This is a genomic window from Pseudomonas rhizozeae (assembly GCF_031583775.1).
Taxonomy (GTDB): domain Bacteria; phylum Pseudomonadota; class Gammaproteobacteria; order Pseudomonadales; family Pseudomonadaceae; genus Aquipseudomonas.
Window position 1 is genome coordinate 158766 of the sequence record NZ_JAVLSB010000021.1, and the last position, 23634, is coordinate 182399.

Annotated in this window: 21 protein-coding genes; 15 read left to right on the top strand and 6 right to left on the bottom strand. The window is 61.7% G+C overall.

Annotation, left to right across the window (positions count from 1 at the left end; translation table 11 throughout):
- The first annotated feature begins 130 nt into the window (after window positions 1-130).
- The 6 genes from RG836_RS05020 to RG836_RS05045 all read left to right on the top strand — a co-directional run bounded on the left by RG836_RS05020 (window position 131) and on the right by RG836_RS05045 (window position 7581).
- Window positions 131-1492, top strand: a complete 1362-nt coding sequence (locus tag RG836_RS05020) for a M16 family metallopeptidase (protein WP_310843677.1) — start codon at window positions 131-133, stop codon at window positions 1490-1492.
- The gene (locus RG836_RS05025; protein WP_310843678.1) at window positions 1485-2975 is read left to right on the top strand and encodes a M16 family metallopeptidase; all 1491 of its coding nucleotides are present in this window, start codon (window positions 1485-1487) and stop codon (window positions 2973-2975) included. The genes RG836_RS05020 and RG836_RS05025 overlap by 8 nt, the downstream gene beginning before the upstream one ends.
- A complete protein-coding gene (gene rsmD, locus RG836_RS05030) occupies window positions 2975-3586 on the top strand; it encodes a 16S rRNA (guanine(966)-N(2))-methyltransferase RsmD (RefSeq protein ID WP_310843679.1) in 612 nt (203 codons plus the stop codon). Before RG836_RS05025 ends, rsmD begins: the two co-directional genes overlap by 1 nt.
- 121 nt (window positions 3587-3707) lie before the next feature.
- A complete protein-coding gene (locus RG836_RS05035; RefSeq protein WP_310843681.1) occupies window positions 3708-5051 on the top strand; it encodes a M16 family metallopeptidase in 1344 nt (447 codons plus the stop codon).
- A complete protein-coding gene (locus tag RG836_RS05040; RefSeq protein WP_310843682.1) occupies window positions 5044-6510 on the top strand; it encodes a M16 family metallopeptidase in 1467 nt (488 codons plus the stop codon). The genes RG836_RS05035 and RG836_RS05040 overlap by 8 nt, the downstream gene beginning before the upstream one ends.
- A gap of 72 nt (window positions 6511-6582) precedes the next feature.
- Window positions 6583-7581 (top strand): hydrolase, encoded by a 999-nt coding sequence (locus RG836_RS05045; RefSeq protein ID WP_310843684.1) that lies wholly within the window; start codon window positions 6583-6585, stop codon window positions 7579-7581.
- A 21-nt stretch (window positions 7582-7602) separates the two neighbouring features.
- Here the strand turns inward: RG836_RS05045 and RG836_RS05050 are convergent, their stop codons facing one another.
- Complete coding sequence (locus tag RG836_RS05050) at window positions 7603-8457, bottom strand: sulfurtransferase (protein WP_310843685.1); 855 nt, start codon at window positions 8455-8457, stop codon at window positions 7603-7605.
- A gap of 32 nt (window positions 8458-8489) precedes the next feature.
- The gene (locus RG836_RS05055; protein ID WP_310843686.1) at window positions 8490-9161 is read right to left on the bottom strand and encodes a TetR/AcrR family transcriptional regulator; all 672 of its coding nucleotides are present in this window, start codon (window positions 9159-9161) and stop codon (window positions 8490-8492) included.
- Between the two features lie 145 nt (window positions 9162-9306).
- On the opposite strand from RG836_RS05055, the gene RG836_RS05060 reads away from it, so the two are divergent.
- The 5 genes from RG836_RS05060 to RG836_RS05080 all read left to right on the top strand — a co-directional run bounded on the left by RG836_RS05060 (window position 9307) and on the right by RG836_RS05080 (window position 14016).
- A complete protein-coding gene (locus RG836_RS05060) occupies window positions 9307-10737 on the top strand; it encodes a coniferyl aldehyde dehydrogenase (protein ID WP_310843687.1) in 1431 nt (476 codons plus the stop codon).
- Between the two features lie 28 nt (window positions 10738-10765).
- A complete protein-coding gene (locus tag RG836_RS05065) occupies window positions 10766-11311 on the top strand; it encodes a twin-arginine translocation pathway signal protein (protein ID WP_310843689.1) in 546 nt (181 codons plus the stop codon).
- Between the two features lie 159 nt (window positions 11312-11470).
- Window positions 11471-13066 carry a GMC family oxidoreductase gene (locus RG836_RS05070; protein WP_310843690.1) on the top strand — a complete coding sequence of 532 codons (1596 nt, stop codon included), beginning with the start codon at window positions 11471-11473 and terminating at the stop codon, window positions 13064-13066.
- 115 nt (window positions 13067-13181) lie between these two features.
- Window positions 13182-13661 carry a pantetheine-phosphate adenylyltransferase gene (gene coaD, locus RG836_RS05075; protein WP_248795101.1) on the top strand — a complete coding sequence of 160 codons (480 nt, stop codon included), beginning with the start codon at window positions 13182-13184 and terminating at the stop codon, window positions 13659-13661.
- A 103-nt stretch (window positions 13662-13764) separates the two neighbouring features.
- Entirely contained in the window at window positions 13765-14016 is a 252-nt protein-coding gene (locus RG836_RS05080) for a YfhL family 4Fe-4S dicluster ferredoxin (protein WP_017139475.1), read from the top strand.
- A gap of 150 nt (window positions 14017-14166) precedes the next feature.
- On the opposite strand, the gene RG836_RS05085 is transcribed toward RG836_RS05080, so the two are convergent.
- From RG836_RS05085 to RG836_RS05095, 3 genes are all read right to left on the bottom strand, one after another.
- Window positions 14167-14490, bottom strand: a complete 324-nt coding sequence (locus RG836_RS05085) for a multidrug transporter (RefSeq protein WP_310843693.1) — start codon at window positions 14488-14490, stop codon at window positions 14167-14169.
- Between the two features lie 66 nt (window positions 14491-14556).
- Window positions 14557-15369, bottom strand: a complete 813-nt coding sequence (mutM, locus tag RG836_RS05090; RefSeq protein ID WP_310843695.1) for a bifunctional DNA-formamidopyrimidine glycosylase/DNA-(apurinic or apyrimidinic site) lyase — start codon at window positions 15367-15369, stop codon at window positions 14557-14559.
- A 40-nt stretch (window positions 15370-15409) separates the two neighbouring features.
- Window positions 15410-16276 (bottom strand): HDOD domain-containing protein, encoded by an 867-nt coding sequence (locus RG836_RS05095; RefSeq protein ID WP_310843697.1) that lies wholly within the window; start codon window positions 16274-16276, stop codon window positions 15410-15412.
- Between the two features lie 174 nt (window positions 16277-16450).
- Here RG836_RS05095 and RG836_RS05100 point away from each other — a divergent pair, with 174 nt between their 5' ends.
- The 4 genes from RG836_RS05100 (at window position 16451) to ilvD (ending at window position 22378) form a co-directional block, all read left to right on the top strand.
- The gene (locus RG836_RS05100; protein ID WP_310843699.1) at window positions 16451-17647 is read left to right on the top strand and encodes a class I SAM-dependent rRNA methyltransferase; all 1197 of its coding nucleotides are present in this window, start codon (window positions 16451-16453) and stop codon (window positions 17645-17647) included.
- A gap of 365 nt (window positions 17648-18012) precedes the next feature.
- Window positions 18013-19074: a SagB family peptide dehydrogenase gene (locus tag RG836_RS05105; protein ID WP_310843700.1), complete on the top strand. Its 1062-nt coding sequence runs from the start codon at window positions 18013-18015 to the stop codon at window positions 19072-19074.
- Window positions 19067-20272, top strand: a complete 1206-nt coding sequence (locus tag RG836_RS05110; protein WP_310843702.1) for a multidrug effflux MFS transporter — start codon at window positions 19067-19069, stop codon at window positions 20270-20272. The genes RG836_RS05105 and RG836_RS05110 overlap by 8 nt, the downstream gene beginning before the upstream one ends.
- A gap of 258 nt (window positions 20273-20530) precedes the next feature.
- A complete protein-coding gene (gene ilvD, locus RG836_RS05115; protein ID WP_310843703.1) occupies window positions 20531-22378 on the top strand; it encodes a dihydroxy-acid dehydratase in 1848 nt (615 codons plus the stop codon).
- Window positions 22379-22578: 200 nt separating this feature from the next.
- Here the strand turns inward: ilvD and RG836_RS05120 are convergent, their stop codons facing one another.
- Window positions 22579-23634 carry an HAD family hydrolase gene (locus RG836_RS05120; RefSeq protein ID WP_310843704.1) on the bottom strand — a complete coding sequence of 352 codons (1056 nt, stop codon included), beginning with the start codon at window positions 23632-23634 and terminating at the stop codon, window positions 22579-22581.

Consider the following 23634-nt stretch of genomic DNA (forward strand, 5'->3'; position numbering starts at 1 on the left):
ACCCAAACAACCCATCGGCCGATCAAAGGCCTGATAGGCGTGGCCGCCAGTAAAACGGATCAGTATCCTAGCACCCTCTCGCCCGCAGACGCTAAAGCTAAGCAGGCAGCCCGACAGGTTAAAAATACGAATGAATGCTCTTGCCCGCCGCGTCGCAGGCCTGCTGCTCAGCACGGTCTGCCTGCCCCTCACCGCCTTCGCCGCCGATCCGCAACCGACCCACGAATTCACGCTCGACAACGGCTTGAAGGTGGTGGTGCGCGAAGATCATCGCGCGCCAGTCGTGGTGTCGCAGGTCTGGTACAAAGTCGGCTCGAGCTACGAGACGCCGGGGCAAACCGGTTTATCCCATGCGCTGGAACACATGATGTTCAAGGGCAGCGAGAAAGTCGGGCCGGGCGAGGCTTCGTTGATCCTGCGAGACCTGGGCGCCGAAGAGAATGCCTTCACCAGCGACGATTTCACCGCCTATTACCAAGTGCTGGCGCGGGATCGCCTGGGCGTGGCCTTCGAGCTCGAGGCCGATCGCATGGCCAGCCTGCGCCTGCCCGCCGACGAGTTCACTCGCGAGATCGAAGTGATCAAGGAAGAACGACGGTTACGCACCGACGACAAGCCCATGTCCAAAGCCTACGAGCGCTTCAAGGCCATGGCCTACCCCGCCAGCGGTTATCACACGCCGACCATCGGCTGGATGGCTGACCTTGAGAGAATGAAAGTCGAAGAATTGCGCCACTGGTACCAATCCTGGTACGTACCGAACAACGCCACGCTGGTGGTGGTCGGCGACGTCACGCCGGATGAAGTGAAGGCTTTGGCCCAGCGCTACTTCGGGCCGATCCCGCGGCGCGATGTGCCGCCGGCGAAAATCCCTCTGGAACTGGCCGAACCCGGCGAGCGGCTGATCACCCTGCATGTGCAGACCCAATTGCCGAGCCTGATGCTGGCCTTCAACGTGCCGAGCATTGCCACCACTGAGGACAAACGCTCGGTCAACGCCTTGCGGCTGATTTCGGCACTGCTCGACGGCGGCTACAGCGGTCGTATTCCGACGCAACTGGAACGCGGCGAAGAGCTGGTGTCCGGGGGCTCGTCGAGCTACGACGCCTATAGCCGCGGCGATAGCCTGTTCACCTTGTCGGCCACGCCCAACACCCAGAAAAACAAAACCCTCGAGCAGGCCGAAGCCGGGCTCTGGAAGCTGCTCGAACAGCTCAAAACCACCGCACCGACTGCCGAAGAGCTTGAGCGCGTGCGCGCCCAGGTCATCGCCGGCCTGGTTTACGAGCGTGATTCGATCACCAGCCAGGCTACTGCCATTGGCCAACTGGAAACCGTGGGTCTGTCGTGGAAACTGATGGACACCGAACTGGCCGACTTGCAAAGCGTGACCCCGCAAGACATCCAGAACGCCGCCAAGCTGTATTTCACTCGCGAACGTCTCAGCGTCGCCCATGTCTTGCCACTGCCAAAGGACACGACTCATGAGTAAGCGCGCCCCTTCCCACCTGCTGCTGGCTGGCCTGTTTGCGGCCGCGCTGGTTGGCGCCGGCGCTTTTTATATGACGCGCCCGGATGCCGCCGTGGCCAGCGAAGCACTGGACCAGGCCAAAGCCACCAACAAACTGCAATCCCTGGCCGAACTGGACGGTAAGGCACCGAGCCACCGCACCTTGAACGTACAGACCTGGAATACCGCCGAAGGCGCCAAGGTGCTGTTCGTGGAAGCGCGCGAACTGCCGATGTTCGACCTGCGGCTGATCTTCGCCGCTGGCAGCAGCCAGGACGGCAACACGCCTGGCGTGGCCATGCTGACCAACGCCATGCTCAACGAAGGCGTGTCCGGCAAAGACGTCGGCGCCATCGCTCAGGGCTTCGAAGGGTTGGGCGCGGATTTTGGCAACGGTGCCTATAAGGACATGGCCGTGGCTTCGTTGCGCAGCCTGAGTGCCGCCGATAAACGCGATCCGGCCTTGCAGCTGTTCGCCGACGTGGTCGGCAAGCCGACTTTCCCCGCCGACTCCCTGGCCCGCATCAAGAACCAGTTGCTCGCCGGGTTCGAGTACCAGAAACAGAGCCCCGGCAAACTGGCGGGCCTGGAACTGATGACGCGCCTTTATGGCGACCATCCTTATGGCCACTCCAGCGACGGCAATGCGAAAAGCATCCCGCTGGTGACCCTCGCGCAGTTGCAAGCCTTTCATCAGAAAGCCTATGCCGCCGGCAACGTGGTGATCGCCCTGGTGGGTGACTTGTCCCGCAGCGAAGCCGAAGCCATCGCCACCCAGATCTCTGGCGCCTTGCCCAAAGGCCCGGCCCTGGCGAAGATTCCGACTGCGGTCGAACCGAAGGCGAGCATCGGCCATATCGAATTTCCGTCCAAACAGACCAACCTGATGCTCGCGCAATTGGGCATCAACCGTGACGACCCCGATTACGCGGCGCTGTCGATGGGCAACCAGATCCTGGGCGGCGGTGGTTTCGGCACTCGGCTGATGAGCGAAGTGCGCGAGAAACGCGGCCTGGCCTACGGTGTGTACTCGGGCTTCACCCCGATGCAGGCCCGTGGTCCATTCATGATCAACCTGCAAACCCGCGCCGAAATGAGCGAAGGCACGCTGAAGCTGGTGCAGGACGTGCTGGCCGACTACCTCAAGACCGGCCCGACCCAGAAAGAACTGGACGATGCCAAGCGCGAACTGGCCGGCAGCTTTCCGCTGTCCACCGCGAGCAATGCCGATATCGTCGGCCAGCTCGGCGCCATGGGCTTCTACAATCTGCCCTTGAGCTATCTCGACGACTTCATGCGCCAATCCCAGGCGCTGACCGTCGAACAGGTCAAAACCGCCCTGAACAAACACTTGAGCACGGACAAAATGGTCATCGTCAGCGCTGGCCCGACCGTGCCGCAAAAGCCGTTACCGGCCCCCACAGATAAACCCGCCGAGCAGCCGCTCGGGGTCCCGGAGCATTAATGGCCAGCCCATCCCGTCCCAAAAAGCCTGTTCACAACGTCCACAACGGCGTGAACCAACTGCGCATCATCGGCGGTGAATGGCGCAGCCGTAAGCTGAGCTTCCCGGATGCTCCTGGCCTGCGCCCGACGCCGGACCGCGTGCGCGAAACCCTGTTCAACTGGCTCGCGCCCTACGTCGCCGGCGCTAAGGTGCTCGACCCGTTCACCGGCAGCGGCGCGCTGTTTCTTGAAGCCTTGTCCCGCGGCGCGGCGATGGGCCAGGCTCTGGACGCCAGCAATATTGCGGTCTCAAGCCTCAAGGAACACCTCGGCACGCTGCGCTGCACCACCGGCCAGGTGCAGACCGCCGACGCCTTGCGCTATCTGGAAACCCAACCGGCGATCGCGTTCGACCTGGTGTTCCTTGACCCCCCGTTCAACCAGAACCTGTTGCCAGCGGTGTGCGCCCTGCTCGAAGAACGGCAATGGCTGGCGGATGAGGCCTGGGTCTACACCGAGAGCGAAAGCGCACCCTCGACCCTGGGCCTGCCGGGTAACTGGCGCCTGCACCGCGAGCAGAAATCCGGGCGGGTGTATTACGCCTTGTGGCAGCGCAGCCTCGCCAACTGATCTGGCCTCCAGCATTACCCAAAACAAAATCGAATGTGCAATACATATGTACCGCACGTTCCCCCTTCCGGTTATCCAAAGTGGTCATGAACTTTTCAGACACCACTGAGGATCACCACGGATGGACACTCAACGCAGCGGGACGCTGCTTATCGCCTGGCTACTGCCATTATTGGCGTTGGCCGAGCCGGCACAACCGACACACCAGTTCACGCTCGATAATGGACTCAAGGTCGTGGTGCGCGAAGACCATCGCGCGCCCGTCGTCACCTCACAACTGTGGTTCAAGGTCGGCTCCGCCGATGAGCCGCCCGGCCAGTCTGGCCTGTCTCACGCCCTCGAACACATGCTCTTTAAAGGCAGCAGCAAAGTCTGCGCCGGCGAAGCGGCGAGCATTCTCGAAAACCTCGGCGCGTCGCAGAACGCCTTCACTGACAAAGACGTCACCGCCTATTACCAGACCTTGCAACCGCACCAACTGGGCGTTGCCTTTGAGTTGATGGCGGACATGATGTCGACCGCCAGGTTGCGTGCGGAAGACTTCCTTCCGGAGCGGGCGGTCATCCAGGAAGAACGCCGACTGCGGGTAGATGACGACTTCAACGGCCGCGCCCAGGAGCGCCTCGCCAGCCTCGCGCACCCCGCCAGCAGCTACGGCGTGCCGATCATTGGCTGGATGCACGACCTGCAACGCCTGAGCGCCGCCGACTTGCGCCAGTGGTACCAGGCACGCTACGCACCGGGGAATGCGACGCTGGTGGTGGTCGGCGATGTCACCCAGAACACCGTTAAAACCCTGGCCGAACGCTACTTTGGTGTGCTGCCGGCGCGGCCGCTGGTCGAATCCAGAACCCCACTGGAACTGGCCGAACCCGGCGAGCGCAAGATCATCCTGCACCAGCCGATTGCTGCGCCACGCCTGATGATGGCCTTCAACGTGCCCAGCCTGATGACCGCCGACCAGCGCAAAACCGTGCACGCCTTGCGCTTGCTCAACGCCTTGCTGGCGGGCTCGAACAGTGCTCGCCTGCGCAAACGCCTGCAGTTCGGAGAGCGTGTGTTTTCCGCGACATTGTCGGATTACAACGCGCTGTACCGGGGCGACAGCCTGTTCACCCTGGATGTCGAAATCAGCACTCAGCACCCCATCAGTCTCGATGACGCGCAGACCCGTATCTGGACAGTGCTCGACGACATCAAAGCTACCCCGCCCACCCGCGACGAACTTGAGCGTGTGCGCACGTTGCTGATCGCCAAACAGCTATACGACCGAGACGCCATCGAGCAGCAGGCGGATCGACTTGGCTCCCTCGAGAGCATCGGTGCGTCCTGGCGAGACCTCGACAACGAGGTCGATGAACTGAATCAAGTCACCCCCGAAGACATCCAGCACGTCGCCGTCACCTACCTGACGCGCCAGCGCCTGAGTGTCGCCCATGTCCTGGTGGAGAACCGTCATGAATAAATACGTCACGGCCGCCCTCGGCCTGGTGTTTCTCTACAGCCTGCACAGTCCACACGCGTGTGCCGCAGAGCAAGCGGCAGAACAGCCCTCACAACGCCTGCAATCGCTGGTGGAGATGGAACAACAGCCGCCGGCCTCCAGAACCCTGAATATTCACGGCTGGAAAGCGCCCACCGGCGGCAAGGTGCTGTTTATCCGCACCACCGAACTGCCGATCATCGATTTGCATGTCAGCTTTGCCGCCGGCAGTGCGCACGATGGCGCACATCCGGGCCTGGCCGCCGCGACCTTCAGCCTGATCAACGAAGGTGTGCCAGGCAAAGACCTCGCAGCCATCATGGAAACCTTCGATGGTCTGGGCGCCCGGTTCGACATGAACATCAATCACGACCGTGTCACTTTCTCGCTGCGCAGTCTGGCGGCCGACGACAAGCGCGAACCGGCCTTACACCTGTTCAACCAGTTGCTGGGCCAGCCCGTGCTGTCCGATGAGGCATTGAAACGGGTCAAGAGCCAACTGCATGAGCTGATCGAGGCGCAGCGACTCAATCCCGACGTGCAGATCAACCAGGCGCTCAGGGAAACACTGCTACCCGGACACCCGTATGCCCGTCCGGTGTTCGGCACGTCGGCGAGTGTCTCAGCGCTGTCCCACGCGCAGATCCTGGCGTTCCACCGCCAGGCTTACAGCGCCACGGGTACGTTGATCACGCTGGTCGGCGACCTGACCGTGGAACAAGCGCAAGCGCTCAGCCTGCAAGTGATCAATGCGTTGCCAGCCAGCGCGGCAATGCCGGCGACCCTGAGTCCGCTGCCCTCGGACGCGATCAACTCGCGGCACATCGAAAGACCGTCGAGCCAGACCCACATCCTGCTGGGCCAGCCCGGTGTGGCGGTGCAACACCCGGATTACCTGGCGCTCAAAGTGGCGCACGTGATCTTCGGCGGACAGCGACTCAACTCGCGCCTGATGACCGAGCTGCGGGAAAAACGCGGACTGACCTACACCGCCCAACTGCAAACGCCGGCCTGGCAGGCTGCCAGCCTCGCAATCATCGACTTCAAGACACGCCCGCAGTACCGCGATGGCAGCGTGGCGATGGTGCAAACGCTGTACGCCGACTTCCTGCGCGATGGGCCGACTCAGCAAGAACTCGACGATGCCAAAGCCTATCTGCGCAGCAGCAATGCATTGAACAGTGCCAGCAACGCGCAGATCCTTTCGCGACTGGTCGAGATCAATCAGTTCGATTTGCCCCTCGACCTGGATTTCTCGGTCAGCCAGGTGCAGAACCTGACCGTGGCTCAGATCAAAGCGGCCCTGAACCGGCAATTTGATGCGAAAAAATGGTCGGTGGTGACCCTTGGCCCGACCGTCGACCAGCAACCGCTGCCGCCGCCAGCCAGTGGCACCGCAGGGCACATGTGTCGCGCCGATACCGGGAATGTGGCAAGTTAGTTTCCTTCGACCCACAAGCCGCCGCGCCCGTGATGGCGTGGCTGCTGCCGTTTTACCTTTCAGAGATCCATCGTGCTCCCGCCCAGCGAACGCTTCATCCCTGCCGTCGGCCTCGGCAACCCGCACTTACAAACCTTGTGGGGCCCGTTGTGGCGCAAAACCACGCACCTTGAACGCTCGCGCGAGCGACTCTGGCTCGTCGACGGCGACTTCCTCGACCTTGACTGGCACGGCCCGCACAGGGCCGATGCGCCATTGGTGCTGGTGTTGCACGGGCTGACCGGCTCGTCGAATTCGCCATATGTCGCCGGTCTGCAGAAAACCCTGGGTGATCAAGGCTGGGCCAGCGTGGCGCTGAACTGGCGGGGTTGCTCGGGCGAACCCAATTTGCTGGCGCGCAGCTACCATTCCGGCGCCAGCGAAGACCTGGCCGAAGCCATCCAGCATTTGCGCGCGCAACGCCCCTTGGCGCCGTTGTATGCCGTGGGATATTCACTGGGCGGCAATGTGCTGCTCAAGCATCTGGGGGAAACAGGGCATGCCAGCGGTCTGCAGGGCGCGGTTGCGGTGTCGGTGCCGTTCCGCCTCGACCAGTGCGCCGACCGGATCGGCCAAGGCTTTTCCAAGGTCTATCAGGCGCATTTCATGCGCGAGATGGTGGCTTACATCAAGAACAAGCAGCGCCAGTTCCAGCATGACGGGCGTCAGGATGGCGCCGCCGCGCTGGCGGCGCTGGGCTCACTGGAAAACATGCGCACCTTCTGGGACTTCGACGGCCGGGTCACCGCGCCACTGCATGGCTTCACCGACGCCGGGGACTACTACCGCCGGGCCTCCAGCCGTTATTTCCTCAGCGAAATCCAGACGCCGACCCTGATCATTCAAGCGGCGGACGATCCCTTTGTGTTTCCTCACAGCCTGCCGCAAGCCGACGAATTGTCGGCTTGCACGCAGTTTGAATTGCAGCCCAAGGGCGGGCATGTGGGGTTCGTCGACGGCACCTTGCGCCGGCCGACGTATTACCTGGAGCGGCGCATCCCGCGATGGTTGATGGCGGCCGATGGCGGGTGATCAGTTTTTGCCCAAGGCCGCTCAGTTGCCGGTGGCGATGCCGCGCGCAGGCTCGTTGATCCACTCGCTCCACGACCCGGCATACAACCCCGCCAACGGATAACCCGCCAGGCACAGGGCGAACAGGTTGTGGCATGCCGTGACGCCGGAACCACAGTAGGCCACCAGTTCAGTCGGCGAACGATCACCGAGTTTTTCGGCAAAGCGTTGCTTGAGTTGATCGGCCGGCAGGAAGCGACCGTCACTGCTCAGGTTGTCGGTGAAGGCCGCGCATTGCGCGCCGGGAATGTGCCCGGCGATGGGGTCGATGGGCTCCACTTCACCGCGAAAACGCGGCAAGGCACGGGCATCGAGCAGGGTCAGGCTCGGCTGCTGCAAACGCTGCTGCAATTGCTCGGCGCTCAGAAGCAGGCTGTCGTCCGGCGTACCGCTAAAGGTACCGGCCTGCCGGGATGGCGCATCGAGGCTCAATGGCAAGCCCGCCGCGTGCCAGGCCTTGAGGCCACCGTCCAGAATGAACACGCCATCGCGCTTGCCCAGCCAGGCCAGCAACCACCAGGCCCGCGCTGCAAACGCGCCGGGGCCATCGTCGTAGAGCACGACTTCGCTGTCGTTGTTGACGCCCCAAGCTTGCAGGCGCTCGACAAACTGTTGCGCGTCCGGCAACGGATGACGCCCGGTCTGGCCCTTGATCACCGGACCGCTGAGGTCGCGTTCCAGGTCGGCATAGGACGCACCGGCGATGTGCCCTTCGGCGTAGCTGCGCTGGCCATAATCCGAGTCTTCGAGAGCAAACCGACAATCAAGAATCACCAGCCCTGGCTGCTGCTTTTTCTGTTCAAGGGCGTGCGGGCTGATCAACTGCGCAATAGGCATAGCGGGCTCCTGGTTCAGATCGATGGCCGGTCCTACTTCACTTCCTCGAGCGCTTGGGCCAGCGGGACATAAAATTCATCAAACAAAGCGTTCACTTCTTCGCGCGCCTGCTCGGTGACGAACCCGGCTTCCAGTACCAGCACCTGATAAACGCCACGTTTGATGGCTTGTTCACTGAGGTGGTTGGAGTTCTCCCGAGTGGTGCACAGGAAACGCACCCACGAGGTGAGGATGATCCAGGCGTTGAGCGTCAGGGACTCAATCTGCACCTGGTCCATCTTCAGAATCCCGGCGGCGACAAAGCCTTCGTAGATCGCCGCGCCCTGGATCACGCAGCGTTGGGAGAAACGCCGATAACGCCCGGCGAGGTCCGGGTCGCTGTCGAGCAAATGTTCCAGATCGCGGTGCAGAAAGCGGTAGCGCCACATCGCCGAGAGCAATTCCTTGAGATAGAAACGCTTGTCTTCAACGGTGGCGGCGCGGCCCTGGGGCGGGCGCAGAAAGCTGTCCACCAGCACTTCGTATTCGCTGAACAGCACGGCGATGATCGCCTGCTTGTTAGGGAAGTGGTAGTAGAGGTTACCCGGAGAAATCTCCATGTGGGCGGCAATGTGGTTGGTGCTGATACTGCGCTCGCCCTGCTGGTTGAACAGCTCCAGGCTGTTCTGAACGATGCGCTCGCTGGTTTTTATTCTGGGGGCCATGGCTTGAGCTTTAATTCAGAGTGCGATGGCGGGCATCTTACGACCAACGGCGCAGGGAGAAAACCAGCGAGTACGAGGATGTGATTTGACAACCTAGAGCATAGACTCTAAAAAGTTCTTCATTCCAATAAAGACAGAGCCGATCATGACCGCCGACATTGCCTACATGCAGACCAGCCAACAGCCCTTGATCGAGCTCCGCGAACTGTTCGACGCCCAGCGTTCAGCTTATGCCGCCAATCCCATGCCACCCGCCGCGCAACGTCAGCAATGGCTGAAGAGCCTGCGCGACTTGCTCAGCAGCGAACGCCAGGCGTTGATCGACGCGATCAGCCAGGACTTCAGCCATCGCAGCGCCGACGAAACCCTGTTGGCCGAGTTGATGCCCAGCCTGCACGGCATCGATTACGCCAGCCGCCGACTCAAGCGCTGGATGAAAGCCTCGCGGCGCCACGTGGGCCTGGCTTTCCAGCCCGCGTCGGCGAAAGTGGTGTATCAGCCTTTGGGTGTCATCGGCGTGATCGTGCCGTGGAACTACCCGTTGTACCTGGCGATCGGGCCCTTGGTCGGGGCACTGGCGGCGGGCAACCGCGTGATGCTCAAACTCAGCGAATCAACACCAGCCACCGGGTTGTTGCTCAAGGAATTGCTGGGCCGAGTGTTCCCGCAAGACTTGGTGTGCGTGGTGCTCGGTGAAGCGGACGTCGGCATGGCGTTCTCGAAACTGCCACTGGACCACTTGCTGTTCACCGGCGCCACCAGCGTCGGCAAGCATGTGATGCGCGCGGCAGCGGAGAATCTGACCCCGGTCACTCTGGAACTCGGCGGCAAGTCGCCTGCCATTGTGTCGCGGGACGTGCCGCTCAAGGACGCCGCCGAACGCATTGCCTTCGGCAAGACCCTGAATGCCGGGCAAACCTGCGTTGCGCCGGACTACGTGCTGGTGCCGGAAGAGCGCGTCGGCGCCTTCGTCGAAGCCTACCGCCAAGCGGTTCGCGGGTTTTATCCGACGCTGGCGGACAACCCGGACTACACCGCCATCATCAACGACCGACAACTGGCACGGCTCAACGGCTACCTCAGCGATGCCACCGGCAAAGGCGCGTTGCTGATCCCGTTATTCGAGCAAGGCCAGGGTCGGCGCATGGGCCACAGCCTGCTGCTGAACGTCAGCGACCAGATGACCGTGATGCAGGACGAAATCTTCGGCCCGATTCTGCCAATCGTGCCGTACACCGACCTCAACCAGGCGTTTGCCTACATCAATCAGCGACCGCGGCCACTGGCGCTGTATTACTTCGGCTACGACAAGACCGAACAACACCGGGTGCTGCACGAAACCCATTCCGGGGGGGTGTGCCTGAACGACACCTTGCTGCACGTCGCTCAGGACGACATGCCCTTCGGCGGCATCGGCGCCTCGGGCATGGGCCATTACCACGGTCATGAAGGCTTCCTGACCTTCAGCAAGGCCAAGGGCGTGTTGATCAAGCAACGGTTCAATGCGGCGAAACTGATTTACCCGCCGTATGGCAAATCGATTCAGAAGCTGATTCAGAAATTGTTTATCCGTTAACCGTCGCGCCACTCGGGTAATAACAACAATGCACCCAAGCCTGACCGATTCCCCCGCGCTGTCACGGCGCGGCCTGCTGAAATTGAGCCTTGGCGCCAGCGCCTTCCTGGCGACCGCCGGCCTGGGCGCGAGCCTGAGTGGCTGTTCGTCGAGCGCCCCGGCCAACGGCTTTGCAGTATTGCGCGACAGTGATCTGCCGTTCCTGCGGGCGCTGGTGCCGGTGATGCTCGACGGCGCCGTGACGGCCGACGGGTTGAGCGTCGCTGTCGACCGCACCCTGCGCAGCCTCGACCATGGCCTCGATCACCTGTCCCCGGAAATGCTCAAACTCACCCGGCAATTGTTCGACGTGCTGGCGATGGGCGTGACCCGCGGCCCACTGACGGGCATCTGGGGCGCCTGGGAAAACGCCAGCGCCGACGACATCCGACGCTTCCTCGACCGCTGGCAAAACAGCTCGTTGAGCCTGTTGCGCATGGGCCATGCGTCGATTCTGCAACTGGTGATGATGGCGTGGTATGGCTGCCGCGAGTCGTGGGGACATTGCGGGTATCCGGGACCGCCCACGGTCTGAGACCAAAGGTAAGCCTGATCGCTGGCAAGCCAGCTCCCTCAGGTGTTTTAGGCGTTCATGCGATCTGATCAGCAACAAACATCTTTGTGGGAGCTGGCTTGCCAGCGATGAGGCCATCAGCCCCACCACACACCCAACAATAATAAGAGAGCCCAAACGATGCCCGTCCCCGATCCCTTCCGCGAAGGCCTCTCCCGAGGCTGGAAAACCTACAACGGCGCGCAACTGACCAGCGACCTGACGCTCGAAGCCGACGTGGCGATCATCGGCAGCGGCGCCGGCGGCGGCACCACCGCGGAAATCCTCAGCGCCGCCGGCTACAAAGTGCTGTTGATCGAGGAAGGGCCGCTCAAGACCAGCAGCGACTTCAAGCTAATCGAAGACCAGGCCTACAGCAGCCTCTACCAGGAAGGCATCGGCCGGATGAGCAAGGATGGCGCGATTACCATCCTGCAGGGCCGCGCGGTGGGCGGCAGTACCCTGGTCAACTGGACCTCGAGTTTCCGCACGCCCACCCCAACCTTGGAACACTGGGCCCGCGAACACGGGGTCAAGGGTCACAGCGCAGCAGAGATGGCACCGTGGTTCGAACGCATGGAACAACGCCTGGGCGTCGCCCCGTGGCGGGTTCCGCCCAACGCCAACAACGACGTGGTGCGCAAAGGTTGCGAACAATTGGGTTACGCCTGGCATGTGATCCCGCGCAACGTGCGTGGCTGCTGGAACCTCGGTTACTGCGGCATGGGCTGCCCGACCAACGCCAAGCAATCGATGCTGGTGACCACGATCCCCGCGACCCTGGAACAGGGCGGCGAGTTGCTGTACCTGGCGCGGGCGGAAAAACTGGCGTTCAAGCATGATCAAGTGGTCAGCCTGGAATGCCTGGCCATGGACCAACGCTGTGTCGCGCCGACCGGGCGACGCATCACGGTCAAGGCGCGGCATTACGTACTGGCCGGCGGCGGCATCAACAGCCCGGCGCTGCTGCTGCGGTCCGAGGCCCCCGATCCCCACGAACGCCTCGGCCAACGAACGTTTCTGCATCTGGTGAACATGTCGGCCGGCCGTTTCGACGAAGTGATCAACCCGTTTTACGGCGCGCCGCAGTCGATCTATTCCGATCATTTCCAATGGCAGGACGGCGCCGCCGGCAGAATGTCCTACAAACTGGAAGTGCCGCCGCTGCACCCGGCACTGGCGGCGACCTTGCTCGGCGGTTTCGGCCAGCAGAACGCCGAGCACATGCAGGACCTGCCGCACACCCACGCCATGCTGGCGCTGCTGCGCGATGGCTTTCACCCGGACAGCCCCGGCGGCCACGTCGAACTGCGCGGCGACGGCACGCCGGTGCTCGACTACCAGGTTTCGCCCTATACCTGGGACGGTTTGCGCCGGGCGTTTCACAGCATGGCCGAGATCCAGTTCGCCGGCGGTGCGAAAGCGGTGATGCCGCTGCACGCGGACGCGCGGTACGTGAAAACCCTGGCCGAGGCGCAAAGCATGATCGACGGTCTGAGCCTTGAGCTGTACCGCACCAAACTCGGCAGCGCCCACGTGATGGGCGGCTGCGCCATGGGCGAGGACCCGAAAAACGCGGTCACCGACAGTCTTGGCCGCCATCACCAAGTCGGCAATCTGTCGATCCACGACGGCTCGCTGTTCCCCACCAGCATTGGCGCCAACCCGCAATTGTCGGTGTACGGGCTGACCGCGCAACTGGCCACCGCCCTCGCCGAACGGCTGAAAAACCCTTGAGCCAACACTCGATTGCGATCGTCTATAGTGCTTTCTTACCGAACAGGCGGCTTTCCCGACCGGGAAGGCTGCGATACCATCCGACTCCCCAACGGACTCCCGCCAGGACGACGCGATGAACCGAGTGTTGTACCCAGGTACCTTCGACCCGATTACCAAGGGCCATGGCGATCTGGTCGAACGCGCCGCGCGCCTGTTCGATCATGTGATCATTGCCGTCGCCGCCAGCCCCAAGAAAAACCCGTTGTTTCCCCTGGAACAACGCGTGGAGCTGGCCCGCGAGGTCACCCGACATCTGCCGAACGTCGAAGTCGTCGGCTTCTCGACGCTGCTGGCGCACTTTGCCAAAGAGCAGAATGCCAACGTGTTCCTGCGTGGGCTGCGGGCGGTGTCGGACTTCGAATACGAATTTCAGCTGGCCAACATGAACCGCCAGCTGGCGCCGGACGTCGAGAGCCTGTTTCTCACGCCATCCGAGCGTTATTCGTTCATTTCCTCGACGCTGGTCCGTGAAATCGCGGCCCTGGGCGGTGATATCACCAAGTTTGTCCACCCTGCCGTGGCCGACGCCCTGACCCTGCGCTTCAAGAAGTAACGACCGCTGAAGCGGCGCCCGCGTGCACTGCGGGCGCCAATGCGGCACAATTGCGCGCATTCGTTTTCAGATGCCCGGGCCCAGCGCCCCGGCAGGAGTAAGCATGTCCCTGATCATCACCGACGATTGCATCAATTGCGACGTCTGCGAACCCGAGTGCCCGAACGCCGCCATCTCCCAGGGCGAAGAGATCTACGTGATCGACCCGAACCTGTGCACCCAGTGCGTCGGCCACTACGACGAACCGCAGTGCCAGCAGGTCTGCCCGGTGGATTGCATCCCGCTGGACGAGGCGCACCCCGAGACCGAAGAACAGCTGATGGCCAAGTATCGGCTCATTACTGGCAAGGCTTGAATAATCGGTTGCCAGTGCTGACGTCATCGCGGGCAGGCCCGCTCCCACAGGGTTCTGAAGTGATCACAATTTTTTTGTGTACACCGCATTTCCTGTGGGAGCGGGCTTGCCCGCGATGAGGCCTTCCAATCCAGCGAAGCTATAACCCCCTCACTCCCGCTGCTCAAATCCCTCCCCCACACACCCCAGGCATCGCACGAACGCAGCCTTGGCCGGATCAACGACCAGCGCCTGCCCGGCATCGCCGATGCCGCCGCCCAGCGCGGTAAACGGCAGCGACACTACAAACGCCGCCGCCCCGATCACCGTGCCCACCACCAGCAAGGGTCGGGCGATCAGCAGGTCGCCGAGCATGGCATACGCGGGGGGATTCTGGATGGTGTAGCGTGGGTCGCCGCTGCCGCTTTCATTGGCCAGGGCGGGCAGGCTGAAGCAGAGCAGCGACGCGATAAGCAGGGTTTGCAACGATTTCATGGTGCGGTCCTTCGGGCTAAGCGGTCAGACACCTCACTATAGACCCTCAGACTTGTTCCACCGCCGTCAGCGCTGACAACGTGGGCAAAACACGCTGGCGCGCTGGCCGAGCTTCACTTCCCGCAGTTCAGTGCCACAGACTTTGCACGGCTGGCCACCACGGCCGTAGACGAACAACTCCTGCTGGAAATAACCCGGTTGGCCATCCCCGCCAATGAAGTCGCGCAAGGTGGTGCCGCCCCGTTCGATCGCCGCCGCAAGGATGCGTTTGATCTCAATCGCCAGCTTCAGGTAGCGCGCCCGGGAAATGCCCTTGGCTTCGCGGCGCGGGTCGATGCCGGCGGCGAACAGCGCCTCGGTCGCGTAGATATTGCCCACGCCCACCACCACCGCGTTGTCCATGATGAACGGCTTCACCGCCATCGAACGCCCACGGGACTGCTGAAACAGGCGCTCGCCGTCGAACAGCGCGGTCAATGGCTCCGGCCCCAGGCGCAGCAGCAATTCGTGATTGTGCGGGTCGAGGCTCCAGAGCATCGCGCCGAACCGCCGAGGGTCGGTGTAGCGCAACGCCAGCCCCGATTCGAGTTCGATATCCACATGTTCATGCTTGGCCGCCGGCATGCCGATTTCCACCAGCCGCAGGTTGCCCGACATGCCCAAGTGGCTGATCAGGGTGCCGACCTCGGCGTTGATCAACAGGTACTTCGCGCGCCGTTCCACCAGCACGATCCGCTGCCCGGACAGACGCACGTCGAGGTCTTCGGGAATCGGCCAGCGCAGGCGCCGGTCACGCACCACCACCCGGCTGACGCGTTGCCCTTCCAGGTGCGGGGCGATACCGCGGCGGGTGGTTTCGACTTCTGGCAATTCAGGCATGCTGTTCTCGAATCAGGCGCGCAGGCTCCGGGCGTTCAACTCAGTGAGCGCCCAGGTCACGGATGGTTTGCTTGAGGGTTTCGAAGTCGTACTCCGAGAGGCCGACGTAATCCAGCACCAAGGGGCCCACCGCGTTCCACTCGTAGTCCTCGGCCTGGTTGCCCAGCACCCGGTACGACGCGCAGATATGCTCGGCCATTTTCAGGATCGCCAGCAGCGTTTTCACGTGCGCATGGCGCGAGGATTCGTCGCTGAAAATCGCCAGTGCATTGTGGTGATTGGCGATCGCCGCGGTGACGTGCTCAGGCAACCGCCAGGACTTCGCCGTGTAGTAACCGACCACCGCGTGGTTGGTGTTGAACACGCGGTTTTCGGTATCGACCACCCGGCATTCCGGGCTGGCGCTGGCGTAGGCCTCTTCCAGCACGGTCATGTAATTGGGGAAACGCTGCAACATCAGGGGCACGCCGCAATCGTGGAATAACCCCAGCGCGTAGGCTTCATCGCCGGCCTGGGCGCCGATGCGCTTGGCCAGGGTCAGGCAGGTCATGGCCACGTCTTGCGCGGTGTCCCAGAAACGGTTGAGGGTGACGATGGTGTCGTCGTTCATCTCGCCTTTGATCGACTGTGCGTTGATCAGGTTGATGATCGAACGGCTGCCCAGCAAATTCACGGCGCGCTGGATCGAGGCGATCTTGTGGCTGAGGCCGTAATAAGGCGAGTTGACGATTTTTAACAATGCGCCGGAAAGGCCTGGATCCTGGGAGATCAACTTGGCGATCACTTCCAGATCCGGGTCGGGCATGTACTGCTCCATCTGCAAATCCACCATGATTTGCGGTTGGGGCGGGACGCTGATGCCTTGCAGGGCCTGTTGGATCTGCTCGGAAGATAGCTCTTGGGACATAAGTACTCACTCTGGACCAGGCGGCGATTCTAACCCTTAACCACAAGCCGTCGACAGCTTGACCGGTCGAACAAGGAAGTTTCACTAAAGACCGCTCCTCGCCACATGTCCACTCGCCGGCCTGCTGAAAGCTTCAACACGCTATACTCCCGCTCTTTTTTCCGGAGCGACGTCATGTCCCTGCCTAGCCTGCGCCTCAAAGCCAACGCCGACCGTCGCCTGCGCAACGGTCACCTGTGGGTCTACAGCAACGAAATCGATGTAGCCGCCACGCCGTTGCATGGTTTCCAGGCGGGCGACCAGGCGATCCTCGAAGCCGCCAGCGGCAAGCCGTTGGGCATCGTCGCGATGAGCCCGCAAAACCTGATCTGCGCCCGCCTGCTGTCGCGCGACGTCAAGTTGCCGCTGGACAAATCGCTGCTGGTGCACCGGCTCAACGTCGCACTGTCGTTGCGCGAGCGTCTGTTCGACAAGCCGTTCTATCGCCTGGTGTATGGCGATTCCGACTTGCTGCCGGGCCTGGTGGTCGACCGTTTCGGCGACATCCTGGTGGTGCAGATCGCCTCGGCGACCATGGAAACCCACAAAGACGACGTGATCGCCGCGCTGACCCAAGTGCTGAAGCCCAGCGGCATTCTGTTCAAGAACGATTCCGCCGCCCGCGATGCCGAAGGCCTCAACCGCTACGTCGAAACCGTATTCGGCCTGGTGCCGGAATGGGTCGCCCTGGAAGAGAACGGCGTGAAATTCGAAGCCCCGGTGATCCAGGGCCAGAAAACCGGCTGGTTCTACGACCACCGCATGAACCGCGCCCGCCTCGCCCCCTATGCCAAGGGCAAACGCGTGCTCGACCTTTATAGCTACATCGGCGGCTGGGGCGTGCAAGCCGCGGCGTTCGGTGCCAGTGAAGTGTTCTGCGTCGACGCGTCGGCCTTCGCCCTTGATGGCGTTGAGCGTAACGCCGCGCTTAACGGCGTCGCCGAGAAAATGACCTGCATCGAAGGCGACGTTTTCGAAGCGCTGAAAGAACTGAAAGCCAGCGAAGAGCGTTTCGATGTGATCGTTGCCGATCCACCGGCCTTCATCAAACGCAAGAAAGACATGAAGAACGGCGAAGGCGCCTACCGTCGGCTGAACGAGCAGGCCATGCGCCTGCTCAGCAAGGACGGCATCCTGGTCAGCGCTTCGTGCTCGATGCACCTGCCCGAGGATGACTTGCAAAACATCCTGCTGACCAGCGCCCGCCACCTGGACCGCAACATCCAGATGCTCGAACGCGGCGGCCAGGGCCCGGATCACCCGGTGCACCCGGCGATTGCCGAAACCCGCTACATCAAAAGCATCACCTGCCGACTGTTGCCTAACAGCTAAACAGGCTGATGTTAACAGGGGAGCCGAAAGGCTCCCTTTTTTATGGATCTTATTTATCAATCAATTACTTAAACGCTGACAAACACCGGCACAATAATAAACATGGAAGTCTCCCACATAATTACTGGAATATTCCTACTCATATTCCCCTTGATAAGCATCAGGCACAAACTATGATGAAGTCGTCACAACGAAGTGACACTTTGAAAACAATAAGGAGCAACCCGTATGAAAATCATCAATCTGGAATCCAACACCCTCGCCAACCTGGCTTTCGTGGTCGCCGCCAAAGCCCGCTAAGTGAGTAAGCCGCCGAGAAGTGCCGGCTAACCGGCGGCTTTGTCGATTATCAGTGCGAGCCATTCATGCATATCAATCCCTATTTATTCGTCATTCCACGTGCGCCCAACCCAGTGCTTTGGGATTATAAGCGCCACAAACAATATGAACTAAGCCAGGATTATCTTTCGCGAATCCTGCAACTTACTCAATCCCCCGAACGATTTAACCCCCAGCATTCAATTGACATTGAATTATTGGATGCCGGCATTCTTACACGCACTGAACAAGCGGATATTGACTGGGGCTGGGATGATCTTTCCAAGATATTTCATATAGGCACCAAGAATATCCCCTGTGCGCATATCCCCCAAAACATCGAACAATGGGCCCGTCTCTACCTCGACCATTGCACCGAGGTGCAAGCCACGGCACCACCGCCCAGCGGTAAAGATCCGTCGGTCAGGCTCATTCCGTTGCCTGCAGCCGCGAGTCTTGAACACCGCCTGCACGACGCATTGCTCCAGCGCAAAACCTGTCGCTCTTTCACCGGAGAAGCGCTCTCCCTCAGCGACCTCGGCACCCTGCTCTATTTGTCCCTGGGCTACCTGCACGAACGTGAAGCGGATCGCGATGACTGCGTGGCCGAAGGCCTGGGGGATCGCCGCTGCAGTCCTTCCGGTGGTGGTCTGAATGCCTGCGAAGGATTCATTCAGGTGCACAACGTCAGTGGTCTGGATCCGGGCCTGTACCGCTACCATTCGGCCGACCACGCCCTGAGCCCAGTGGGCCCACTGCCGGGGGATGCGCTCGGCTTGCTGCTGTGCGGCCAGCATTTCATCAACAACCTGCCGCTTGGCCTCTACATCACCGCGCGCTTCGATAAGTTGTGGTGGAAGTATCCGCACTCCCGCGCCTACCGCATGGCGTTCGTCGAAGCCGGGCACATTGCCCAGACCTTTCAACTGGTCGCCACTGCCCTGGGCCTCAACACCTGGCTGACAGGCGCCCTGACCGACGACAAGGTCGAGGCCGCTCTGGGCCTGGAGCACAGTGCCGAGCAGCCGCTGTTCTTCGTTGGTTGCGGGAAAAGTGATGGCCAGGCCATGTGCAAGGAACTCAAGGCATTGATGCAGCGCGATGGATAACTCACCGGGGCAACGTCGTATCGCGGTGATCCTGCTGTTGAGCATGTCGGTGCTCGGAGTGTTTCCGCTGGACGTCGTATTGCCTTCGTTTCCAGCGCTGGCCGAGCATTACCGCACCGCGCCGGCGGATATTGCACTGTCCGTCAGCCTCTTTGCGGTAGGCGTCGCATTGTCACAATGGCTGATCGGGCCGCTGTCCGACGTGGTCGGGCGCAAGCACTTGCTGCTCGCGGGCATGGCAACCGCGATGGTCGGCGCCGTGGGCTGCACACTGGCGACGGACTACCCGGTGTTTCTGGCGATGCGTTTCGTGCAGGCCCTGGGTTGCGGTTGCTTCGTGCTCTCCCAAGCCCTGGTCCAGGACTTGTTCGACGGTGAACAGCGTAATCGCTTGCGAATTCTGCTGGTAACGGCCACCGGCGTTTGCATTTCCGTATCGCCTTTGGTCGGCACGGCGCTCCAATCGACGCTGGACTGGCCAGGCAGTTTTCTACTGTTCGCTGCGCTCGCTTTGGTTGTGCTGCTCAGCGCCAGCGTCTTTCTCGACAATCCGCGCCCCGCCACCAACGCAACCCGGCCAGCACTATTCAAAGCTTATCGAAGGGTCTGCGGCGATTTCGACTTCGTCGCCTACTGGCTGATATCGGCCTTCGCCTTTGCCTGCCACTTTTCCTTCATCGTCACCTCGCCGCTGATGTTCATGGAGCGCCTGCAACTGTCCGGCTACGATTTCTCCCTGATCCTGTTGATCTATGGCGCGGCCTACGTTTTTGGCGGACTGGTGGCTGCGGTGCTCAACCGACGAATGCGTCCGTCGCAGCAGATCACCCTTGGCCTGAGCATGATCCTGCTATCCGGCATGGTCATGCTGCTGTTCTCGACCCTGCTGCCCCTGTCGGTCACCAGCGTGCTGATCCCGATGCTCATCTGCACCACCGGCACCACCATCGCCAGGCCTGCGGCCACAACCCAGGCCATGGGCCTGTTCCCGGACAATGCCGGCACGGCCGCTTCGGCCGGCAGCACCTTGATCTTTATCTGCGGCGGGCTGATCAGTGCCATCGTCAGCCTCAGCAGCATCGAATTGGCCTCCACCCTGGGCTTCAGTTTCATCGCGCTCAGCGGCGCCGCGCTGGTACTGAACCACCGAATCAACCGGCGCGCCGAAGGGCGGCGTGCCCGCACAACGAGCGAATAATGGCCACCGATCGTCATCCCGCACACGCCGCTGGCCCTGGATCAACGCTTGCCGCCATTCCTTCCTGGCGCCAGCGGTGTAGAATCGCTGCATTCATCGCCAGTCATCCCCCGGCGGGTTTATGAGCTCAGGCTGAGGCAAGCGGCGATCCCGCAAAGTCATCGGCAACTTCAGGACACACGGCTATTTCTGAGTGTTCCAGACGTCAATAGAAGCTCACTTCCCTTTTGATACCTGATTAGCCGCCCGGAGTGCTCCATGCCTGATTACCGCTCGAAAACATCCACCCACGGCCGCAACATGGCCGGCGCCCGCGCATTGTGGCGCGCCACGGGGATGAAGGATGACGACTTCAAGAAGCCGATCATCGCCATTTCCAACTCGTTCACCCAGTTCGTACCGGGCCACGTGCACCTCAAAGACCTCGGCCAACTGGTCGCCCGAGAAATCGAACGGGCCGGTGGCGTCGCCAAGGAATTCAACACCATCGCGGTCGACGACGGCATCGCCATGGGGCACGACGGCATGCTGTATTCGCTGCCGAGCCGCGAGATCATCGCCGACTCCGTCGAATACATGGTCAACGCCCATTGCGCCGACGCCATCGTCTGCATCTCCAACTGCGACAAGATCACCCCCGGCATGCTGATGGCCGCCCTGCGCCTGAACATTCCGGTGATCTTCGTTTCCGGCGGCCCGATGGAAGCCGGCAAAACCAAGCTCGCCAGCCATGGTCTGGACCTGGTAGACGCCATGGTCATCGCCGCCGACTCCAGCGCTTCTGACGAGAAAGTCGCTGAGTACGAGCGCAGTGCCTGCCCGACTTGCGGCTCCTGCTCCGGCATGTTCACTGCCAACTCGATGAACTGCCTGACCGAAGCGCTGGGACTGGCCTTGCCGGGCAACGGTTCGACCCTCGCCACCCACAGCGACCGCGAGCAGTTGTTTCTGCAGGCTGGCCGGACCATCGTCGAGCTGTGCAAGCGCTACTACCACGACAATGACGAGTCGGTGCTGCCGCGCAACATCGCCAACTTCAAGGCGTTCGAGAACGCCATGACCCTGGACATCGCCATGGGCGGTTCCACCAACACCATCCTGCACTTGCTGGCCGCTGCCCAGGAAGCCGAGATCGATTTCGACCTGCGCGACATCGACCGTCTCTCCCGCCATGTACCGCAACTGTGCAAGGTCGCGCCGAACATCCAGAAGTACCACATGGAAGACGTGCACCGTGCCGGCGGGATCTTCAGCATCCTCGGCTCACTGGCCCGTGGCGGTTTGTTGCACACCGACCTGCCGACCGTGCACAGCAAGACCCTGGCCGAAGGCATCGCCAAGTGGGACATCACCCAGACCACCGACGAAGCCGTGCATCACTTCTTCAAGGCCGGCCCGGCAGGCATTCCGACGCAAACCGCGTTCAGCCAGTCGACCCGCTGGGAAACCCTCGACGACGACCGTGAAAACGGCTGCATCCGCAGTGTCGAGCACGCTTACTCGAAAGAAGGCGGCCTGGCCGTGCTCTACGGCAACATCGCCCTCGACGGCTGCGTGGTGAAAACCGCCGGCGTCGACGAGTCGATCCATGTGTTCGAAGGCAACGCGAAAATCTTCGAAAGCCAGGACAGCGCCGTTCGCGGCATCCTCGCCGACGAAGTACAGGCCGGCGACATCGTGATCATTCGTTACGAAGGCCCGAAAGGCGGCCCGGGCATGCAGGAAATGCTCTACCCGACGTCGTACCTGAAATCCAAAGGCCTGGGCAAAGCCTGCGCCTTGCTCACCGACGGTCGTTTCTCCGGCGGTACCTCGGGCCTGTCCATCGGCCACGCTTCGCCAGAAGCAGCGGCCGGCGGCGCGATTGGCCTGGTCCGCGACGGTGACAAAGTGCTGATCGACATTCCGAATCGGTCGATCAACCTGCTGATCAGCGACGAAGAAATGGCCGCGCGCCGTGCCGAGCAGGACAAGAAAGGCTGGAAACCGGTGGAAGTGCGTCCGCGCAAAGTCACCACCGCGCTGAAGGCCTATGCCTTGCTGGCGACCAGCGCAGACAAGGGCGCCGTGCGGGACAAAGCCCTGCTGGACAAGCTGGTGCAGTGATTCATCCGTAAAACCAAGCCCCGCCAAGTGCGGGGCTTTTTTGTGTTCAACTCGGTCAATTGTAGGAGCGAGCCTGCTCGCGAAGAGGGAGTGTCAGACAAATATGGGTTGGCTGACACGGCGCTTTCGCGAGCAGGCTCGCTCCCACTGCAGGCTTGCGTCGATCACATCATCGTGGCTCCCACACCCACTCTCGGCAGTTATTGAATTTCCTCGGGCTTGACGATCACCCAGTTTTTGTCTGCTGTCACCGGCAAGCCTTCCTTGGCCTGGGCTGCTGCGTGCTTGGCCATCATGCCGTTGAGCTGGTTCATGTATTTGTCTTTGCGATTGACCCATAGATGGATGCCGCCCTTGGCCACGTCGACATCGTGGAACAGCATGTATCCATCGCTGGTGGGGGTGTCACCGCCGACCAGGACCGGTTTTTTCCATTCGTCGATGTACGTCAGGATCGCCGCGTGCTTGCCGGCCATCCAGGTCGCCGGGGTCCACAGGTAGGGTGTCAGTTCGAGGCCTAGGTTGGCTTTCTCGTCGTACTTGCCAGCGGTGATTTGCTTGCGCGCGGTGGTCAGCTCGCCGGTTTTGCGGTCCTTGAGCAGCGTGGTCACGCCGATCACGTTCTGCGGTTTGACGTTGTAGCCGTACTTCGGATCGGCCGCGACCATGCGCACCAGTTCCTCCGACGCGGCGGTCATCACGTAGACCTCGATGCCGTTCTCCATCAGCTTGTTGTAGAGCTCTTGCTGGCCGGCGAAGATTTTCGGCGGGTGGACGTCGAGGGTTTTGACCACGTCGCCTTCGTAATACGTGGCCGGCACCGGTCTACCGGACGCCATCAACTCGTCCACGTAGCCCTTGAGTTCGCTGAGGGTGAAGCCGGAAAACACCTGCGCCACCCACGGGTAACAGACCATGTCGTCGAGTTCACAGAGGCGGTAGTAGTAACTGAACAGACTCTCCTTGTGCTCGGCGGTGTCCTTGAACGGCAGCAGTTTCAGCGACGGGTCGAGGGTGTCCCGGGTGATCAGGCCTTTGTTTTCCATGAACGGCAGCAGCGACTCTTCCAAGTCGTAGCGGTAGCTGGTGTTGTCCATGTCGAACACGGCGAAATTGCCCTTGTTGGCGTTGGCCGCGATCATCGCGTTCAGCGCTCTGGCCTGGTCGGCGGGCCAGTGCCTGAGGTCGGTGGCAAGGACCTGGCCGGCGAGGCCCAGGCAGAGTGCGGCGGCGAGTAACTTCGGAGCGAATTTCAT

What these genes read in the sequence shown, in the direction of transcription:
- RG836_RS05095 (WP_310843697.1), bottom strand. Translation starts at nt 16,276, where the DNA reads ATGTCCCAAGAGCTATCTTCCGAGCAGATCCAACAGGCCCTGCAAGGC.
- RG836_RS05060 (WP_310843687.1), top strand. Translation starts at nt 9,307, where the DNA reads ATGACCGCCGACATTGCCTACATGCAGACCAGCCAACAGCCCTTGATC.
- RG836_RS05085 (WP_310843693.1), bottom strand. Translation starts at nt 14,490, where the DNA reads ATGAAATCGTTGCAAACCCTGCTTATCGCGTCGCTGCTCTGCTTCAGC.
- RG836_RS05110 (WP_310843702.1), top strand. Translation starts at nt 19,067, where the DNA reads ATGGATAACTCACCGGGGCAACGTCGTATCGCGGTGATCCTGCTGTTG.
- RG836_RS05040 (WP_310843682.1), top strand. Translation starts at nt 5,044, where the DNA reads ATGAATAAATACGTCACGGCCGCCCTCGGCCTGGTGTTTCTCTACAGC.
- RG836_RS05120 (WP_310843704.1), bottom strand. Translation starts at nt 23,634, where the DNA reads ATGAAATTCGCTCCGAAGTTACTCGCCGCCGCACTCTGCCTGGGCCTC.
- RG836_RS05020 (WP_310843677.1), top strand. Translation starts at nt 131, where the DNA reads ATGAATGCTCTTGCCCGCCGCGTCGCAGGCCTGCTGCTCAGCACGGTC.
- mutM (WP_310843695.1), bottom strand. Translation starts at nt 15,369, where the DNA reads ATGCCTGAATTGCCAGAAGTCGAAACCACCCGCCGCGGTATCGCCCCG.
- RG836_RS05080 (WP_017139475.1), top strand. Translation starts at nt 13,765, where the DNA reads ATGTCCCTGATCATCACCGACGATTGCATCAATTGCGACGTCTGCGAA.
- RG836_RS05035 (WP_310843681.1), top strand. Translation starts at nt 3,708, where the DNA reads ATGGACACTCAACGCAGCGGGACGCTGCTTATCGCCTGGCTACTGCCA.
- RG836_RS05025 (WP_310843678.1), top strand. Translation starts at nt 1,485, where the DNA reads ATGAGTAAGCGCGCCCCTTCCCACCTGCTGCTGGCTGGCCTGTTTGCG.
- RG836_RS05070 (WP_310843690.1), top strand. Translation starts at nt 11,471, where the DNA reads ATGCCCGTCCCCGATCCCTTCCGCGAAGGCCTCTCCCGAGGCTGGAAA.
- coaD (WP_248795101.1), top strand. Translation starts at nt 13,182, where the DNA reads ATGAACCGAGTGTTGTACCCAGGTACCTTCGACCCGATTACCAAGGGC.
- RG836_RS05100 (WP_310843699.1), top strand. Translation starts at nt 16,451, where the DNA reads ATGTCCCTGCCTAGCCTGCGCCTCAAAGCCAACGCCGACCGTCGCCTG.
- RG836_RS05050 (WP_310843685.1), bottom strand. Translation starts at nt 8,457, where the DNA reads ATGCCTATTGCGCAGTTGATCAGCCCGCACGCCCTTGAACAGAAAAAG.
- rsmD (WP_310843679.1), top strand. Translation starts at nt 2,975, where the DNA reads ATGGCCAGCCCATCCCGTCCCAAAAAGCCTGTTCACAACGTCCACAAC.
- RG836_RS05065 (WP_310843689.1), top strand. Translation starts at nt 10,766, where the DNA reads ATGCACCCAAGCCTGACCGATTCCCCCGCGCTGTCACGGCGCGGCCTG.
- RG836_RS05105 (WP_310843700.1), top strand. Translation starts at nt 18,013, where the DNA reads ATGCATATCAATCCCTATTTATTCGTCATTCCACGTGCGCCCAACCCA.
- RG836_RS05055 (WP_310843686.1), bottom strand. Translation starts at nt 9,161, where the DNA reads ATGGCCCCCAGAATAAAAACCAGCGAGCGCATCGTTCAGAACAGCCTG.
- ilvD (WP_310843703.1), top strand. Translation starts at nt 20,531, where the DNA reads ATGCCTGATTACCGCTCGAAAACATCCACCCACGGCCGCAACATGGCC.